This is a genomic window from Nocardioides aromaticivorans, from assembly GCF_013408525.1.
In the GTDB taxonomy this organism is placed as follows: domain Bacteria; phylum Actinomycetota; class Actinomycetes; order Propionibacteriales; family Nocardioidaceae; genus Nocardioides; species Nocardioides aromaticivorans.
Genome location: NZ_JACBZM010000001.1, coordinates 1,323,355 through 1,340,721 on the forward strand (window position 1 = coordinate 1,323,355; position 17,367 = coordinate 1,340,721).

Sequence of the window (17,367 nt, forward strand, 5' to 3'; positions counted from 1 at the left end):
TGACCGTCCGCCGCCTCAGTCACAGCCGAGCCCCTGCTGGTACTCCGCCGGCACCCGGCCCCGGCCCACCTCGACGGACATCTCCCAGACCACCTCGGGGTAGTCGCCCTCGGCGTTCATCGCCCGCAGGACCGGCCACTGCCGGCTCGTGCCGAGCGCGTCCTGGGCGCGCTCCACCCCGGCCGCGTCACCGCGGTCCCTGGCCTCGATGAAGGTCTCGATCCAGCCGCACACCACCGCACCGGCGACGTCGGCGCCCAGGTGGTACGGGTCGGCCTCGGTGGACTCGATGTCGCCGGCGGCCAGGCCGGGCGGGAGGGGAACTCCCGCCAGCGCCTGTCCGATCGCGTCGTCGCGCTCCGCGCCGGTGACGAACCTGGCCGGCAGGTGGTCGTCCAGGTCGGCGGCGGCGATCGCGGTCAGCCGCGTGAGCAGGGCGTCGAACGAGGCCCGGTCCATGCCCGAGCCGCGGACCTCGAGGAAGACGTCGCCGTCGGGCCGGCGGATGACGGTGTGGTCGGTGGCGTCGTAGGCCCACAGCAGGGCGGGCAGGCCCAGCAGCGTGACCTGCTCACCGGGGTCGACCTTCGGGTCGGCGATCCGCTCGCGGTCGGCGACGTACTGCTGGTGCAGGTCCGCCTCCTTCCAGCGGATCTCCACCTGCTCGTCGCCCTTCTCGTAGTCCAGCGAGCCGTAGCCGGGCTGCACCGTGGCCGACTCCAGCTCCCAGCCGGGCTGGTCGAGCACCGCCAGGGTCCCCTTGCCGGGGGCGGCGAACGGGGGCTCGGTGACCAGGTCGGGGCCGTCCGCGAGCAGGCGCGGCAGACCGATGGCGCCGGCGATCACGACGGCGGCGGCCACGGCACCGGCGGCCGGCAGCAGCCAGCGGCGGCGCGCGGTGGGCTCCACCTCGGGGGCGGTCTCGGTGGACAGGCTCATGATCTCCTCCAGCAGCTCGGCGCGGCCCTCGTCGAGGGACAGGCCGGCGACGCCGGCATCGGTGATCGGGCGGTTCATCGGATCCCCTCCTTCGGGCCGATCGGGGCGGTGTCGCTGGGGAGATGTCCGGCCGGCGCCGGATCGTTGCCGAGCAGGTCGCGCAGGCGCGCCTTCGCTCGGGACAGTCGGGGGCGTACGACGGTGCCGGGCAGCCCGAGGACCTCGCCGATCTCGCGCGGCTCGAGCCCCTCCCACAGGTGCAGCTGCAGCACCTCCTCGTCGCGGGCGCTGAGCCGCGCCATCGCGGCCGTCACGTCCGCCCGGTGCACGACCTCGTCGGCGAGGTCGGCCATCGCCTGCGCGACCTGGACCCGCAGCCGCTGGCCGAGCGCGGCGCGGCGGGTGTCGCCGCGACGCTGGTTGGCGAGCGTGCGCCGGGCGACGCCGTAGAGCCACGGCCGGGCGGCGTCCCCGGCCGGCACGTGGGCGAGGCGGCGCCAGGCCACGAGGAAGGTGTCCGCCGTCGCGTCGGCGGCGTCCTCGGGACGGTCGGTACGACGCAGCGTGAAGCCGAGCACGGCGTCGAAGTGCGCGGCATAGAGCCGTCGGAAGTCGTCCTCGCGGGCGGCGGTCTCCCTCATGCCCCTCCCATGTCCGGATCGAGGACGATCGTTGCACCCCCTCTTCATGTGTATCTAGACTTGGTTACATCACTTAGCCCCGTGGAGGCGCAGATGACCCGGCAACCCCGCCCCGACTTCCTCCTCGTCGGCGCGCCCAAGGCCGGCACGAGCGCGCTCCACCTCGCCCTCGCCGCCCACCCCGACGTCTTCGTGACGACGCCCAAGGAACCGAAGTTCTGGCTCTGCGAGGGCGCGCCGCCCCCGCACTGGGGCGGGCCCGGCGACCGCCACTCGCAGCAGGAGTGGGTCTGGCACGAGGAGGCCTACGCCGACCTCTTCCGCCCGGCGCCACCGGGCAGCGTCCGGGGCGAGTCGACTCCCTTCTACCTCTGGCACCGCGGCGCCCAGCGGCGGATTGCGGATGCCCTCCCGGACGTCAGGCTCGTGGCCGTCGTACGGGACCCGATCGACCGGGCCTACAGCAACTGGATGCACCTCTGGTCCGACGGCCTCGAGCCGGAGGCGGACTTCGAGACCGCGTTCGCCCGGCAGGACGAGCGGATCGCCGCCGGCTTCGCGCCCTTCTGGCGCTACCGCGACCTGGGCCTGTACGGCGAGCAGCTGCGCGACCTCTTCAAGCTCGTCGACCCCGCGCGGGTGCTGATCGTCCGCTACCGCGACATCGTCGACCACCCGGTCGAGACCGTGGACCGCACCTGCCGCTTCCTCGGCATCCGCGAGGGGCAGGTCACCGGCATCCCGCGCGACAACTCCCGGCCCTATGTCGCCCCCGGCTGGCGCCCTCGCGTCTTCGGGCCGGCGGTCCGGGCCGGCGCGTGGGCCGGGCAGTTCGCGCCGCCGGAGGTGTGGCGGCGGCTCAGCGTGCCGGTCGTGGCGCGCCTGCAGACCGCCGACGCGCACCGCCCGTCACTGACGCCGGCCCAACGCGAGCGCCTGCTGCCCGCCTTCGCCCGCGACATCGAGCTGCTCTCGGACCTGACCGGCGAGGACTTCTCCGACTGGCTCTCGACCCGCGACCGGGGCTCCTTCGCCCAGCGCGCCGCCGCCCGCTGACCCACCCCCGCGCCGAGTTGGCCGTTTGGCCCGCCGAGTTGGCCGTTTGGCCCGCCGAGTTGGCCGTTTGGCCCGCCGAGTTGGCGATTTCGTCCGCCGAGTTGGCGGTTTCGCGCGCCGAGTTGGCGGTTTCGTCCGCCGAGTTGGCGGTTTCTACGGACCGAACGGCCAACTCGATCGACCGAACGGCCAACTCGATCGACCGAACGGCCAACTCGATCGACCGAACGGCCAACTCGACCGACCGAACGGCCAAGTCGACCGACCGAACGGCCAAGTCGGCAGGCTGGGTCAGCGCACGACGGTGACGAGGTCGTGGGCACCGTCCGGCCGGGCAGCCTCGACGTAGAAGCGCACCCGCCCGTCCGGGAGCGGTACGGCGGAGGCGTAGCGCCAGGCGCCGTCACTGTGCGGCGACGAGATCGGCGGGCCGTCCACGGCGACGTAGCGGGCGCCGTCCCAGGTGGCCACGCCCGTGGTCTCGAACCAGTTCGAGGCGGCGTCCGGCCGGCCGTCGTACAGGATCGTGCGGGGGCGTCCGTCGACGTCGGGCAGGACAGCGGTGGCGCGGGCGCCGCGGGCGTCCCACTCCCCCGGCCGGCCGGCGAGCACCTCACCGTGGTCGGTCCAGGAGAGGCCGTCGGGGCTGCGCAGCAGGCGGCTGGTCATCCGGTCCTCGTGGCCGGTGTCGGTGAGCGGGTGACAGCACAGGAGCATCTCCCAGCCGTCGGCGCCGTGGGTGACCACGGGGTCCTTGACGGCGACGGTGTCGTCGCCCGGGAGCACCAGGACCCGCTCCCCACCGGGCAGCTCCTCGGGGGTCGCGGCGGTGAGGCTGTCGACCCACCAGTGCTTGGAGCCGGGCGTCGCGCAGGACAGGTAGAGCCGCCAGCCGACGCCGGGGACCGGCACCAGGACGGGTCGCTCGAAGGACTCGCAGCCGAACGCGTCGCGGTGGACCTCCGCGACCGGCGTGAACCGCTCCCCGTCGTCCGAGCGCGCGACGACAACGCTGACCCCGCGGCCCTCGTCGAGCGGTCGGCGGACCCGGTAGGTGAGCCAGAAGGTGCCGTCGACCAGCACCGCGCTGGCCGCACCGGCCCAGTTGCCGGCGCCCGGCGCCGGGGCGGGTACGACGACCCGCGCGTCGTCGTACGTGGGCACGGTGAGGGCAGCCAGGCTCATGCGCCCATGATACTCGACCGAACGACTCGACATTGGGGGTCGATGCACGGGCCCCGAAGGGCGAATGGCACAGTGTCGCCATGACGGAGTCCGCGCAGACCCCCGACAGCACGCTCGCCCACGGACCGGTGGTCTGGGAGGACGAGGTCTGGATCCTCGCCCGGCACGACGCCGGCGACCTGCTCGGCCTGACCCTCCACCACCGTGAGGACGAGGGCCTGGGCCAGCTGTCCGACGAGCACGCGTCGCAGCTGGGCCGCATCGGCAACCGCTTGATCCGGATCATCGAGCACCTCCCCGAGGCCGGCCGGGTCACCCTCGGCCGCGTGCCCGGGGCCCACGTCCAGCTCACCTTCGAGGTCGCCGGCGTCTCGGTCGACCAGCTCCACGACGTCGCCGTGAAGCTCGCCAACTGGGGCGGCGACGCCCGCGCCTGAGGAGGCCACCACCATGTCGGTCGTCAAGATCAACGCCATCCACGTGCCCGAGGGCGCCGGCGCCCAGCTCGAGGAGCGGTTCGCCGCCCGAGCCGGCGCCGTCGAGGGATCGGCCGGTTTCCTCGGCTTCCAGCTGCTGCGGCCGACGGCCGGCGAGGACCGCTACTTCGTCGTCACCCACTGGGCCGACGAGGAGTCCTTCGCCGCGTGGCGCGACGGCCAGGGCCAGGCCGCGCACGCCGAGAAGCCCGGCGAGGCGCCGCGCAAGCCGGTCGCGACCGGCGCCGACCTGCTGGAGTTCGAGGTCGTGCTGGACGTGAAGCCGGCCTGATCCGGCCGTCCGCGCTCAGGCCCCGCCGGCCAACTGCGCCGCCCGGCGCAGGTCCGCGGCGACCGCGGCCCTGCTGGCGAGGGTGACCAGTCGCCCGACGCCGATGCCCCGCACGCTGAACTCGGCGACGACCGCGGACCCGTCCTCGGCCGGCGAGAAGAAGAGCGCCAGCTCGGCACGGAACGGGCCGCACCGCCCCTCCTCCACCCACCGCACGCCCGGCTCCGCGAGGGTCGTGCGCATCCGCGGCCGGACGCCCGGCACCACGGTGACGTCGGTCCAGGTCGTGCCTGCGGCCGTCGCGTCGCCGTCCACGGGTACGACGTCCGCGACCGCGCGCAGCGACGACTGCCACGCAGGGCGGTTGCGCGGGTCGGCGAGGTAGGCGAACGCCCGGTCCGCCGGGACCGGGAAGGCGACCTGGATCCGGCTCAGAGGATCGCGCCCGGGTTGTACGCCGCCGCCGCGGGGTTGGCCTCGACGATCGCGGCGACCTTGCGGACCACCGCCTGCGTCTGGGCGACGGCCGCGCCGGTGAAGGTGATCGGCTCGGCGACCAGCGACTGCAGCTGCTCGGCGGTGAGCCCCAGGCGCTCGTCGGCGGCGAGCTTGTCGAACACGTCGTTCTCGGCCTGGCCCTGGCGCACGGCCAGCGCGGTGCCGACGGCCGCCTCCTTGATCGCCTCGTGGGCGACCTCGCGGCCGACGCCGTTGCGGACGGCCGCCATCAGCACCTTCGTGGTCGCGAGATAGGGCAGGTAGCGCTCGAGCTCGCGCTGGATGACCGCGGGGAAGGCGCCGAACTCGTCGAGCACGGTGAGGAAGGTCTGGAACAGGCCGTCGACGGCGAAGAACGCGTCGGGCAGCGCCACCCGTCGTACGACCGAGCAGGAGACGTCGCCCTCGTTCCACTGGTCGCCGGCGAGCTCGCCGACCATGGAGAGGTAGCCGCGGGTGACGACGGCGAGGCCGTTGACCCGCTCGCAGGAGCGGGTGTTCATCTTGTGCGGCATCGCGGAGGAGCCGACCTGACCCTCCTTGAAGCCCTCGGTGACGATCTCGTTGCCGGCCATCAGCCGGATCGTGGTGGCGAGGTTGGACGGGGCGGCGGTCAGCTGGACCAGCGCGGACAGCACGTCGAAGTCGAGGGAGCGCGGGTAGACCTGGCCCACGCTGGTGAGCACCCGGTCGAAGCCGAGGTGGCGCGCCACGCGCTGCTCGAGGTCGTCCAGCTTGGCGGCGTCACCACCGAGCAGGTCGAGCATGTCCTGCGCGGTGCCCATCGGGCCCTTGATGCCGCGCAGCGGGTAGCGCCCGAGCAGGTCGTCGACCCGCTCGATCGCGATCATCAGCTCGTCGGCGACGGTGGCGAAGCGCTTGCCGAGGGTGGTCGCCTGGGCCGCCACGTTGTGCGACCGGCCGGCCATGACGAGGGTCTCGTACTCACCGGCGAGGCGGCCGAGCCGGGCGAGCGTCGCGATCGCGCGGTCGCGCAGCAGCGCCAGCGACTGCTTGACCTGCAGCTGCTCGACGTTCTCGGTGAGGTCGCGCGAGGTCATCCCCTTGTGGATGTGCTCGTGGCCGGCGAGGGCCGCGAACTCCTCGATCCGCGCCTTCACGTCGTGGCGGGTGACCCGCTCGCGGGCGGCGATGCTGGCGAGGTCGACACCCTCCTCGCCCTGCGCGGCGACCTTCTCGTAGGCCTCGATCACGCCGTCCGGGACCTCGATGCCGAGGTCCTTCTGCGCCTTCAGCACGGCGATCCAGAGCTGCCGCTCGAGGACGATCTTGTGCTCGGGCGACCAGATCTCGGCGAGGTCGGCGGCGGCGTAGCGGGTGGCGAGGACGTTCGGGACGGTCACGGTGCGCCATTCTCCCATGCCCGCGGCGCCACGAGGAACGAGCGGCGGCGGCCCGGACTCAGCGCAACGGCCGGACGAGCACCATCTCGCCGTCCTCGTTGGCCCCGCGCACGCCGGTGAACCCGGCCTTCGCCGCGACCCGGAGGCTGGCGGCGTTGTCGGGGGCGATCGAGGCCCGCACCCGTACGCCGGCGGCGTCGGCCCGCTCCAGCAGGGCACCGAGCGCCTCGGTCGCCAGGCCGTAGCCGCGTGCGGGCGCCACCAGGCCGTAGCCGACCTCCACCTCGGGCACCCCGTCGTCGGCCGGCTCCGGCGGCCCGAAGAAGCCGATCGAGCCGATGACGAGCCGCTGCTTCAACGACACGATCGAGCGCGGGCCCCACGGGTCGCCGTCGCGCCAGAGCGACGCGGCGCCGAGGTCGTCCTCGCGCGGGAAGTCCGGGTGCCAGTCGGGCTGCCGCTCGCCCGCGCGCAGGGCCGTGACGGTGGCGGCGTCCCACAGGACCAGCGCCAGCCGCGCGGTGGTGACGCCGACCGGAGCGCCGGCGGGCTCAGTCATCGAGGCCCACCGCCCTTCCGTCGTACGACGCCAGGGCGGTGGCGAGCGCGACGAGGTCCTCGCGCCACGGCTCCTCGGGGCCGGCCGGGAGGATGTCGTCCCAGTCGACGGCGAACGAGCCGAGCACCGAGGGCAGGCCGGCGGTGCGCGCCATGAACCAGACGTGCAGGTGCTCCGCACCGTCGCCGACCCGCATCACGTGGCAGCGGCCGATGTTGGGGAGACCTTCGACGATGCGGGCGATCCGGACGGCGAGCCGGCCGTACTCGGCCGCCATCGCGTCGTCGAGGTCGTCGAAGTCGAGGTGCTCCCACGGCTCGAGCATCACGACGAGCGGCAGCCCGCTGCGCTCGGCGAGGTGCTTGAGCCGCCACCGGTCGTTGGTCCAGATCAGCCCGGCCGGCTCGGGCGTGCAGATGGTGCAGTCGACACCGTCCTCCCCCATGCGCGGCTTCTCCGGGGCCGGCGCGGCCAGCGGCTTGGCGGCCAGCGCGCCGTCGACGACCTCCCACGGGAAGATGTCCCACTCCGCGACGGACGGCAGCGGCATGCGGCCGTCCGCGTCGGCGGCGGCCATCACCCGGGCGTGGACCTGTTCGGCGGACTCAGCCATGGCGCCACTCTGCCAGCCCGCGCGGCGCGTCAGTCAGCCAGGATCCGCTGCCACCACACGACGTCGATCCACCGGTCGAACTTCCGGCCGACCTCGCGGAGCACGCCCTGGCGCTCGAACCCGCACGCGCGGTGGAGCCCCTCGCTGGCGTCGTTGGGCAGGGAGATGCAGGCCAGCGCCGTGCGGACGCCGCCGGCCGCCATCCGGGCCAGCAGGTCGTCGTACAGGGTCCGGCCGAGGCCACGGCCCGAGGCGGCGGGGTCGAGGTAGATGGTGACCTCGCGGGTGCCGTCGTAGGCGCCCTTCGGGCGGAACTCCGAGGAGTAGGCGAAGCCGAGGACCGTGCCGTCGTCGTCCGCCGCCACCAGGAAGTGGTCACCGGGGTGCGACGAGGCGAGCAGCCCCTCCCACTTGCCGCGCGGCGGCGGGGTGAGGTCGAAGGTCGCGGTGCCCTCACGGACCTCGCGGGCGTAGATGGCCGCGACAGCATCGAGGTCACCGTCCGTGGCGACCCGGATCGTGGCCACCGCTCAGTCCTCGGTGAGCGAGGCGCCCTCGACGACGCCGAGCGGCTCGGCGGCGATGTCGGAGCGGCGTTGCAGGCCGTCGAAGCTGATCAGGTCGGCGGCGGCGTAGGCGCGGGCGCGGGCGTCGGCGACGTCGTACCCGACCGCGCGCACGGCGAGCACGCGGCCACCGGCCGTGACGAGCCGGGGGCCGTCGGGACCTTCGGCGAGGGAGGTGCCGGCGTGGATCACGTCGACGTCGGAGACACCGTTGGCCGCGCCGACGCCGGTGATGACGTCGCCCTTCGAGGACGACTCGGGGTAGCCGGCAGAGGCGAGGACGACGGTCACCGAGGCGCCGTCGCGGAAGGTCGGCGCGGGTACGTCGGCGAGGCGGCCCCGCGCGGCGGCGGACAGCAACTCCCCGAGGGGCGACTCGAGGACGGCCAGCACCGGCTGGATGTCCGGGTCGCCGAAGCGGCAGTTGAACTCGATCACCCGTGGGCCGCTCTTCGTCAGCGCGAGGCCGACATAGAGGCAGCCGACGAAGGGCGCTCCGCGGCGGCCCATCTCGTCGAGGGTCGGCTGGACGACCTGCTCCATGACCACGGACGCGAGGTCCGCGGGCGCCCAGGCCAGCGGCGAGTAGGAGCCCATGCCCCCGGTGTTGGGACCGCGACCGCCGTCGAAGATCCGCTTGAAGTCCTGGGCGGGCTGCAGCGGGTACGCCGTCGTGCCGTCGCAGACCGCGAACAGCGAGACCTCCGGCCCGTCGAGGAACTCCTCGATCACCACGGTGCCGCAGGCCGCGGCGTGCTCCTCCGCCTCGGCCCGGTCGCGGGTCACCACGACGCCCTTGCCCGCGGCGAGTGCGTCGTCCTTCACGACGTACGGCGCCCCGAACTCGTCGAGCGCGGCGGCGACCTCCTCGGGGGTCCGGCAGGTGCGCGAGCCGGCGGTCGGCACGCCCGCAGCGGCCATGACCTCCTTGGAGAAGGCCTTGGAGCCCTCCAGCTGCGCAGCGGCGGCCGACGGCCCGAAGACCGCGATGCCGGCGGCCCGGACGGCGTCCGCGACACCGGCCACGAGCGGCGCCTCGGGGCCCACGACCACCAGGTCGGCGCCGACCTCGGTCGCCAGCGCGGCCACGGCGTCGCCGTCCATCGGGTCGACCTCGTGCAGCGTCGCGAAGGCACCGATGCCCGGGTTGCCCGGCGCCGCGTGCACCTCGCTCACCGCGGGGTCGCGGGAGAGAGCGAGGGCGAGCGCGTGCTCGCGGCCACCGGTGCCGATCACGAGGGTCTTCACGGGGGTCGATCCTATTCGGGAGCGGCCGGGCGTCAGGCGCCGAGTCCGTTGCGGGACAGGAAGTCCAGCGCGGCGTCGGCGACCTCCTGCCAGTGGCTGTCGATCACCAGCGAGTGGCCGACGCCGGGGATCTCCACGATCTCGGTCACGTGGTGCTGGTTCTTGCGCTGCTTCTTGAACGCCGCGTTGGCCATCGCGAAGGGGACGATGTGGTCCTTCTCGCCGGTCACCACCAGGAGCGGGCCGCGGTCGGCGTTCTTCTTCGCCGCCTTGGTCTTCGCCGCGGGGTTGAAGTTGGCGGTCGCGGCCTGGAAGAGCGGCCGCCCGGGGGCCGGGGTGTGGAAGCCGTCGTAGAGGGCGCGAGCCTCCTCCTCGGAGACGGCGTTGGCGAAGCCGTAGCGGAACTCGTCGAAGGTCAGGGTGACCGTGCGGCCGTAGTTCAGGGGGTTGCCCAGGACCGGGAAGGCCGCCTTGAGCGAGGAGAAGGGCAGCGGCAGGACGCCCTGGCTCGGGGCCGGGTCGATGGTCACGGTGCCGGCGGCGATCCCCCGGCCGGCGATGATCTGGACGAGCAGTCCGCCGAACGAGTGCCCGATCACGATCGGCTTCCGGTCGAGGCCCTCGATGACCTCCTGGACGTGGTCGGCGACGTCGCGCACCGAGGTTCCGGCGAGCGAGCCCTCGTTGGCGAGGGCGGCGGCGACGTCCGCCTCGTCGCCGGGCCAGTCGACGGCGACGGCGGCGTACCCGCGGTCCTCGACGTAGGCCTTCCAGGCGTCCCAGCTGCTGTGCAGCAGCCAGAGGCCGTGGACGAAGACGACGGGCTGGCGGCCGGAGGCGTTGGCGGCGGCGACCTCGGCGGCCTCGCGGGGGGTGACGGTGCTGGCGGTGGTGTTCATGGCTTCCTCCTGTAGGATGTAGAAAGAACGTTCGTTCTTTTTCTTGTCCAACTGTGGAGGATCGCGATGCATTCCGTCAAGAGGGGAATTCGTAGGATCGGTCCCGTGCCCGACGCTGCGCCCCCGACCACCAAGGTCTCCGAGCCCCGCGAGCGCCTGTTGCGTACGGCGACCCGGCTCTTCTACGAGGAGGGCATCCACGGCGTCGGGGTCGACCGGGTGCTCGCCGAGGCCGGGGTCACCCGGGCCACGATGTACCGCCACTTCCCGGGCAAGGAGGCGCTCGTCGTCGCCTACCTCGAGCACGAGGACGCGGTGATCCGCGGGCTGTTCGCCGCCGCGGCCGAGGAGGCCGCGGCCCGCGACGCCGCGCCGGCCGAGCTGCTCGCCCTCGTCATCGACGGGGTCGCGCAGGATGCCACCCGGCTGCACACGCGAGGCTGCCCGTTCATCAACGCCAGCGCCGAGTACCCCGACGCCGAGGGGCCGGTGCGGGCCGTCGTACGCACGCACCGGGAGTGGTTCCGCGGCACCCTGACCGAGCTGGCGACGGCAGCCGGCTCGCCCGATCCCGCCGCCACCGCCGCGTCCCTGGTGCTGCTGCGCGACGCGATGCTCGTGGGCGGCTACCTCGACGGCCAGGACGTGGCGACGGACTTCCGCGCGACGGCCCGGAAGGTCGCAGGCCTCGACGCCTGACCCGGCTGCCGGGTTGCGCGGCGCCGGGTTCGGGCAGACTTGCGCCACACCGTTCCACCACAGTCACCAATCTCGGGGGTTTCCATGCGCGTGCCGAATGTCGGCGAGGAGTTCGGCCGGTACCGGCTCGACCGGGTGCTCGGCCAGGGCGGGATGGGCATCGTCTTCGCGGCGACCGACCCCCGACTGGGCCGCACCGTCGCCCTGAAGGTGATCACCGGGGTGCTCGCGCAGTCGCCGGAGTTCCGGGCGCGCTTCCAGGCGGAGGCGGCCGCGCTGGCGCGCCTCGACTCGCCGTACGTGATCGCGATCCACGACCACGACGAGGTCGACGGGACGCCGTACATCGTCACCCAGTACGTCGACGGCGCCGACCTCGGCACGCTGCTGAAGGACCAGGGCCCGATGCCGGCCCGCCAGGCGCTGCTGCTGTGCGCCCAGCTCGCGCGCGGGCTCGGCGACGCCCACCGGGTCGGCGTCATCCACCGCGACGTGAAGCCCGGCAACGTGCTGCTCCGCGGCGCCGGGACCGACGACGTGCACGCCTACCTCTGCGACTTCGGCATCGCGCGCTCCGACGGCATCGACGGCCCCGCGCCGACCGCGACCGGCATGGTCGCCGGCACCTGGTCCTACCTCTCCCCCGAGCGCACCGCCGGCCTTCCCGCGTCACCGGCCAGCGACCTCTACGCCCTCGGCTGCCTGCTCTGGACCTGCCTCACGGGGCACGAGCCCTACCAGGGCACCGACGTCCAGGTCGCGCTCGCGCACCAGACGGCGCCGATCCCGCAGCTGCCCGGCTCCGGCCAGCTCGTCGACGGCCTCAACGCCGTGGTCGCCAAGGCCCTCGCCAAGGACCCCGCCGAGCGGTACGACGACGCGGCGGTCCTCCGCGCCGATCTCGAGCGCCTCGCGGCGCTGGCCACCGACGAGACCATCGAGGCGCCGGTCTCCGCGCCGGGCGCGGTCACCGCCGTACGGCCGACCGGGCCCGCCGCGCCTCCGCCGCCGCCCCCGCCGCCGAGCCCCGCGGGCAGCGGCGGCGCGGCCCCCACGGCGCCGTCCCAGCCGCGCAGCCCCCACAGGCGGCGCGCCGGCCTGTTGATCGGGGTCGGCGTCGTGGTGCTCGCACTCGTCATCGGCGGCATCGCCTGGGCGCTGCTGCGCGGGGACGACGACGGGGCGGACGGCGACGAGGCCGCCAAGGAAAAGCCCGCGGGGACCTTCGGCGACCGCAACGGCGACGGCTACGGCGATGTCGTCCTCACCCAGGCACGCGACGGGCTGGAGCCCCCGTCCGCGGTCTACACCGTCCCGTCGAACGGCAAGCAGTTCGGCACGCCCGTCCGGGCGCTCCCCGCCGCACCGAGCTTCATCACCACGGTGGGCGACGTCGACGGCGACGCCCGGGAGGACGTGGTGTGGGTCGACGAGGAGGACGACGTGCTCACCGCCACGGTGCAGCCTGCCGAGGGCGACCCCTGGACCAGCCGACTGACGCTCGACCCGGCGTGGGAGATCAGCCGCGCCTCCGCCGTGCTGGGCGACGTCGACGGCGACGGCCTCGACGACCTGGTCCTCCTCGGCGACACCGAGGGCGGGGTGGGGGTCCACGTGTCACTTGCCGGGGACAAGGAGTTCGAGCCGCCGTCGCAGTGGTACCGCTCGCCGCACGCCGAGGCCAGCGGCTTCGGCACCTGGCTGTGGACGGGCGACATGGACGGCGACGGCGACGACGAGGTCCTGCTCTGGACCGATGCCGAGGAGGACGAGGAGCCCGTCCGCGGCCGCATCGACATGCTCACGGCCAACGAGACCCGCGACGGGTTCGAGCAGCTGGCGAAGGAACGGGAGTTCACCGACCCGAAGGTCAACCCGGGCATCGCACCGTGGATGATCGGCGACGTCGACGGCGACGGACGTGACGAGATCGTGGCGGTCGGCATCATCCCGCTCGGCGGCGGCGCCTACGACCTCGGCGGCCGCCTCCACACCTACGAGCTGGACGGCGACGAGATCCCCCAGCGCCAGTGGTGGCGCAACCTCTCGGAGACCGAGCTCAAGGATCCGGCCAAGAACGTCCAGGGCATCGCGCTGCGCCTCGGCATCAGCGACGTCAACGGCGACGGCAAGGCCGACGTCGTGCAGTTCGTGGAGGCCCTCGGCCCGAACGGCAAGGAGGCCAAGGACGAGGAACGCGCGCTGCAGCTGTGGGTGATGCTCTCGGACGGCACCGCGTTCGGCGACCCCCAGCTGTGGAGCACCGTCGACTGCAGCACGCAGTGCGCCGACAACTGGACCATGCTGAGCGGCGGCTGATCGCCCTCAGAGCCGGGGCAGCAGGGGCTGGATCGGCAGCTCGAGCACGAAGGTCGGCCGCCGTCCGTCGCCGGGAGGCAGGTAGGTCACGTCGCCGCCGTGGCTGCGGGCGATCTCGCGCACGAGATGCAGGCCGATGCCTGCGCCACCGGCGGGACCGGCGTGCGCGTACCGGTCGAAGAGCCGGGGCTCCAGCCGCTGGTCGACGCCGTGGCCGCTGTCCTCGACGAGCACGCGGACACCGGACTCGATCCGCTCGCCCGTCAGGTGCACCGGGGCGCGGCCGTGCCGGACCGCGTTGTCGAGCAGGTTGTCGAGCGCCTGACCCACCCGCGCGGCATCCGCGACCAGCTCCGCGTCCTGCGCGACCTCGACGGTGACGCCCTCGTGCGGGTGCACGGCCCGCGCGCGATCGGCCGCCGCCAGCAGTGCTCCGCGCAGCGACATCCGCTCCGGCTGCAGCGACAGGGCGTCGGCGTGGGTGTCCGACGCAGCGCGCAGGTCGCCGGCGAGCCGCTGGATCCGCTGGGCGCTGCTCGCCATGGCCTCGACGAGCTGGGCCCGCTGGGCGGGGTCGTCGACCTGGTCACCGAGCAGCAGCGCCGCCGCACCCTCGACCACGGCGGCCGGCGTCCGCAGCTCGTGCGCCGTCACCGCCAGCAGGTTCGCCTGCTGCTCGATCGCCTGGCGCCGCTGCTCCTCGCGCCCGCGCTTCTCGGTGTGGTCACGGGTGACCTTGGCGAAGCCCCGGTGCCGGCCGTCGTCGTCGAAGACGGCGGTGATCACCACGCTCGCCCAGAACCGGGTGCCGTCGCGGCGCACGCGCCAGCCCTCCTCGGCGTACGAACCGTCGCGCAGGGCGAGCTCGAGGTTGCGCTCGGGGTGGCTGTCGAGACGGTCCTCCTCCGGGTAGAACACCCGGTAGTGCTGGCCGACGATCTCGCTCTCGGTGTAGCCCTTGATGCGCTGCGCGCCGGCGTTCCAGCTCGCGACGCAGCCGCCGGGATCGAGCATGTAGATCGCGTAGTCGGCCACGGTCGTCACCAGCAGCCGGAACATCTCCTCGCTCTGCCGCAGCGCGACCTCGGAGGTGATGTCCTGCACCTGGGCGAAGACGTAGAGCGGCGCACCACCCGAGTCGCGGATCGGCGTCAGGCTCACCCGGAGCGTGCTCGCGCCGTCGTCGAGGACGAGGGGGTGCTCGAAGGTCGCGAAGTCCTCGCCCTGCTCGACGATCCGGAGGAGCGCGTCGTCGAGGTGGTCGCCGTGCTGCCGGGTGAGCACCCCGTAGTCGAGCCCGACGAGGTCGTCCGGCTCCCGGTCGACCATCGCGGCGAGCTGGTCGTTGGCCCGCACGATCGTCCCGTTGAGCGTGAGCGTCGCCATGCCGATGGCGGCCTGGTGGAAGACCTCGCGGTAGCGCTCGAGGTGCTCGTCGAGGGCGGCCTGGTCACGTAGGGCGCGCTCGTCGCTGCCACCGGCGACGCGCAGGCCGCCGGCCCGGCCGACGCCGGCAGCCCGGCCCGCACCGCCGCCCGCGACCGCCTCGAACGTGTCCGCGACGTGCCGCCACAGGCGCTCGGGGAGCTGCTCGATCGGGATCGACTTCTCGATGAAGTCGGCCGCACCGAGGTGGCGGGCGCGCTCTGCCAGGCCCCGGCCCTCGAACCCGGTGAAGACGACCACCTTGGTCCGGGGCGACACGGCGAGCACGAGCGGAAGGGCCTCGAGGCCGTCCAGCACCGGCATCGACGTGTCGAGCAGCATGAGGTCGGGCTCGTGCTCGTGCGCGAGCATCAGCGCCTCGCCACCGTCGCCGCCCTCGCCGACCACGTCGAACAGGCCCGAGGCCTGCAGGCGCACGCCGACCAGCATCCGCAGCTCCGGTGAGTCGTCGACCAGCACCACCGTCGCGCGCTCTGCCACCCGGGCCTCCTGCCGCTGTCCCTGCGTGCCCCACACACGCTCAAGGCCCTGTGCCCACTACGGGGCGTCACATACCCCTCGGATCCGATGGATTTTCCGGACCGCGTCAGCGCAGCGGGTGCCGCACGACCGCCTGCTCCCGCTCGGGGCCGACGCCGACGACCGAGATCCTCGCGCCGGAGCGCGCCTCGACGAACTCGACGTACTCCTGCGCGGCCTTCGGCAGCTCCTCGAAGCTGCGGCAGCCGGAGAGGTCCTCGGTCCAGCCCGGGAGATTCTCGTAGATCGGGACCGCGTGGTGGAAGTCGGTCTGGTTGACCGGCATCTCGTCGTGGCGGACCCCGTCGACGTCGTACGCGACGCAGACGGGGAGCTCGGGCAGGCCGGTCAGGGTGTCGAGCTTGGTGAGGACGAAGTCGGTGACGCCGTTGACGCGGGCGGCGTACCGGGTGATCACGGTGTCCATCCAGCCGCAGCGACGCGGGCGTCCGGTGGTGGTGCCGTACTCCCAGCCGGCCTTGCGGAGGAACTCGCCGTTCTCGTCGTGGAGCTCGGTCGGGAAGGGGCCCTCGCCGACGCGGGTGGTGTAGGCCTTGGCGATCGCGATGACCTGGTCGATCCGGGTCGGCGGGATGCCGGTGCCGGTGCAGGCACCGGCCGAGATCGCGCTGCTCGAGGTCACGAACGGGTAGGTGCCGTGGTCGACGTCGAGGAGGGTCGCCTGGCCCGCCTCCATGAGGACGACCTCGTCGCGGTCGAGCGCCTGGCTGAGCAGCAGGCCCGTGTCGCAGACGTACGGCGCCAGCCGCTCCGCGTGGCCGAGCAGCTCCTCGACGGTCTGCTCCACCGACGGCGCGCGGCGGTTGTAGATCTTGGTGAGGATCTGGCCCTTGAGCTCGAGGGCGCCCTCGACCTTGGCGGCGAGGATCTTCTCGTCGAAGAGGTCCTGCACGCGGATGCCGATCCGGTTCATCTTGTCGGCGTAGGTGGGGCCGATCCCGCGGCCCGTCGTACCGATCCTGCGGGAGCCGAGGAAGCGCTCGGTGACCTTGTCGATGGTGCGGTTGTAGTCGGCGATGACGTGCGCGTTGGCGGACAGCTTGAGCTTGCTGGTGTCGACGCCGCGCGCCTCGAGGCCGTCGATCTCCTGGAACAGGACGTCGATGTCGACGACGACGCCGTTGCCGATGACCGGCGTGCAGCCGGGGGTCAGGATGCCGCTGGGCAGCAGGTGGAGGGCGAACTTCTGGTCGCCGATGACGACCGTGTGCCCGGCGTTGTTGCCGCCGTTGAACTTCACGACGTAGTCGACCTGGCTGCCCAGGTGGTCGGTCGCCTTGCCCTTGCCCTCGTCGCCCCACTGGGCGCCGACGATCACGATTGCAGGCATTGGTTGCTCCTCGCCACGGACGGAGTCCCTCCGTCCCTCCTGGCGGGACGGCTGCTCAACGCACCACTTGTTGTTGATGGTGTCGGTCAAGCAAGAAGCCCCGGCAAGGACCGGGGCTCTCTTGCGGCGCAACGTTACCAAATCGCGATCGAACGGCTAGATTCGTGCGAAACGAGAACACGTTCTACCTTCGACCCGACCCCGACCCGACCCCCGACCCGACCTGCAGGAGCACGCCATGGGCGCCAGCCGCGAGACCATCCTCGAGACCATCCAGAGCTATGTCGACCTCGTCGCCACCGGCTCGTCCGCCGACGTCGTCGCGCTGTACGCCGACGGCGCCACCGTCGAGGACCCGGTCGGCTCGGAGGTGCGCACCACCCGCGAGTCCATCGCCGAGTTCTACGCCGCTCTCGACAGCCTGGAGCAGACCTCGAAGCTGCTGCACGCCCGGGTCTCCGGCAACGAGGCGGCCTTCGCGTTCGAGCTGGTCACGAAGGCGGGCGATGCGACGTACACGCTGGCGCCGATCGACGTGATGACGTTCGACGACGACGGGAAGATCACCAGCATGCGGGCGTTCTGGAGCGGTGAGGACATGGTGGTCGGCTGAGGCGGGAGTTTCACCGGTCGGCCGGTGAAACTCACGGTTGGACGACGAAGTTTCATCGTCCAGGCGTGAGTTTTGTCGTCCAAG

Annotated in this window: 18 protein-coding genes; 6 read left to right on the top strand and 12 right to left on the bottom strand. The window is 73.0% G+C overall.

All coding sequences use genetic code 11. The features are described 5' to 3' along the window. Positions 1–15: 15 nt before the first annotated feature. Both BJ993_RS06265 and BJ993_RS06270 read right to left on the bottom strand, forming a co-directional pair. On the bottom strand, positions 16–1,017 hold the full coding sequence (locus BJ993_RS06265; RefSeq protein WP_179648103.1) for a hypothetical protein: 1,002 nt from the start codon (positions 1,015–1,017) through the stop codon (positions 16–18). After that, the gene (locus BJ993_RS06270; protein ID WP_179648104.1) at positions 1,014–1,580 is read right to left on the bottom strand and encodes an RNA polymerase sigma factor; all 567 of its coding nucleotides are present in this window, start codon (positions 1,578–1,580) and stop codon (positions 1,014–1,016) included. The genes BJ993_RS06265 and BJ993_RS06270 overlap by 4 nt, the downstream gene beginning before the upstream one ends. 93 nt (positions 1,581–1,673) lie before the next feature. Between BJ993_RS06270 and BJ993_RS06275 the strand changes: the two genes are divergently transcribed. After that, entirely contained in the window at positions 1,674–2,636 is a 963-nt protein-coding gene (locus BJ993_RS06275) for a sulfotransferase family protein (protein WP_036548668.1), read from the top strand. Positions 2,637–2,927: 291 nt separating this feature from the next. Here the strand turns inward: BJ993_RS06275 and BJ993_RS06280 are convergent, their stop codons facing one another. Continuing rightward, on the bottom strand, positions 2,928–3,821 hold the full coding sequence (locus tag BJ993_RS06280; RefSeq protein WP_179648105.1) for a hypothetical protein: 894 nt from the start codon (positions 3,819–3,821) through the stop codon (positions 2,928–2,930). 80 nt (positions 3,822–3,901) lie between these two features. Here BJ993_RS06280 and BJ993_RS06285 point away from each other — a divergent pair, with 80 nt between their 5' ends. Both BJ993_RS06285 and BJ993_RS06290 read left to right on the top strand, forming a co-directional pair. Beyond that, complete coding sequence (locus BJ993_RS06285) at positions 3,902–4,258, top strand: hypothetical protein (protein ID WP_036548673.1); 357 nt, start codon at positions 3,902–3,904, stop codon at positions 4,256–4,258. Between the two features lie 13 nt (positions 4,259–4,271). After that, entirely contained in the window at positions 4,272–4,589 is a 318-nt protein-coding gene (locus BJ993_RS06290) for an antibiotic biosynthesis monooxygenase family protein (protein ID WP_036548675.1), read from the top strand. A gap of 15 nt (positions 4,590–4,604) precedes the next feature. Here the strand turns inward: BJ993_RS06290 and BJ993_RS06295 are convergent, their stop codons facing one another. Genes BJ993_RS06295 through BJ993_RS06325 form a run of 7 tightly spaced genes read right to left on the bottom strand, consistent with a single transcriptional unit; the run spans position 4,605 to position 10,336 of the window. Then, entirely contained in the window at positions 4,605–5,024 is a 420-nt protein-coding gene (locus BJ993_RS06295) for an SRPBCC family protein (protein WP_179652033.1), read from the bottom strand. After that, on the bottom strand, positions 5,021–6,451 hold the full coding sequence (purB, locus tag BJ993_RS06300; protein WP_308645495.1) for an adenylosuccinate lyase: 1,431 nt from the start codon (positions 6,449–6,451) through the stop codon (positions 5,021–5,023). The genes BJ993_RS06295 and purB overlap by 4 nt, the downstream gene beginning before the upstream one ends. Before the next feature lie 58 nt (positions 6,452–6,509). Further along, positions 6,510–7,010, bottom strand: a complete 501-nt coding sequence (locus BJ993_RS06305; RefSeq protein WP_179648107.1) for a GNAT family N-acetyltransferase — start codon at positions 7,008–7,010, stop codon at positions 6,510–6,512. After that, on the bottom strand, positions 7,003–7,623 hold the full coding sequence (locus tag BJ993_RS06310; protein ID WP_179648108.1) for an HIT family protein: 621 nt from the start codon (positions 7,621–7,623) through the stop codon (positions 7,003–7,005). Before BJ993_RS06310 ends, BJ993_RS06305 begins: the two co-directional genes overlap by 8 nt. Before the next feature lie 29 nt (positions 7,624–7,652). After that, complete coding sequence (locus BJ993_RS06315; protein ID WP_179648109.1) at positions 7,653–8,150, bottom strand: GNAT family N-acetyltransferase; 498 nt, start codon at positions 8,148–8,150, stop codon at positions 7,653–7,655. A gap of 3 nt (positions 8,151–8,153) precedes the next feature. Then, positions 8,154–9,437, bottom strand: coding sequence for a phosphoribosylamine--glycine ligase (gene purD / locus BJ993_RS06320; protein WP_179648110.1), 1,284 nt, complete (start codon positions 9,435–9,437; stop codon positions 8,154–8,156). A 32-nt stretch (positions 9,438–9,469) separates the two neighbouring features. Further along, positions 9,470–10,336, bottom strand: coding sequence for an alpha/beta hydrolase (locus BJ993_RS06325; protein WP_179648111.1), 867 nt, complete (start codon positions 10,334–10,336; stop codon positions 9,470–9,472). Between the two features lie 105 nt (positions 10,337–10,441). Here BJ993_RS06325 and BJ993_RS06330 point away from each other — a divergent pair, with 105 nt between their 5' ends. Both BJ993_RS06330 and BJ993_RS06335 read left to right on the top strand, forming a co-directional pair. After that, the gene (locus BJ993_RS06330; protein WP_218864619.1) at positions 10,442–11,035 is read left to right on the top strand and encodes a TetR/AcrR family transcriptional regulator; all 594 of its coding nucleotides are present in this window, start codon (positions 10,442–10,444) and stop codon (positions 11,033–11,035) included. 84 nt (positions 11,036–11,119) lie between these two features. Further along, complete coding sequence (locus BJ993_RS06335) at positions 11,120–13,354, top strand: serine/threonine-protein kinase (protein ID WP_179648113.1); 2,235 nt, start codon at positions 11,120–11,122, stop codon at positions 13,352–13,354. Positions 13,355–13,360: 6 nt separating this feature from the next. On the opposite strand, the gene BJ993_RS06340 is transcribed toward BJ993_RS06335, so the two are convergent. Beyond that, positions 13,361–15,280 (bottom strand): PAS domain S-box protein, encoded by a 1,920-nt coding sequence (locus BJ993_RS06340; protein ID WP_308645496.1) that lies wholly within the window; start codon positions 15,278–15,280, stop codon positions 13,361–13,363. A 106-nt stretch (positions 15,281–15,386) separates the two neighbouring features. Further along, positions 15,387–16,670, bottom strand: coding sequence for an adenylosuccinate synthase (locus tag BJ993_RS06345; RefSeq protein ID WP_179648114.1), 1,284 nt, complete (start codon positions 16,668–16,670; stop codon positions 15,387–15,389). A gap of 238 nt (positions 16,671–16,908) precedes the next feature. Between BJ993_RS06345 and BJ993_RS06350 the strand changes: the two genes are divergently transcribed. Further along, the gene (locus tag BJ993_RS06350; protein WP_036548695.1) at positions 16,909–17,283 is read left to right on the top strand and encodes a nuclear transport factor 2 family protein; all 375 of its coding nucleotides are present in this window, start codon (positions 16,909–16,911) and stop codon (positions 17,281–17,283) included. Positions 17,284–17,367 lie beyond the last annotated feature (84 nt).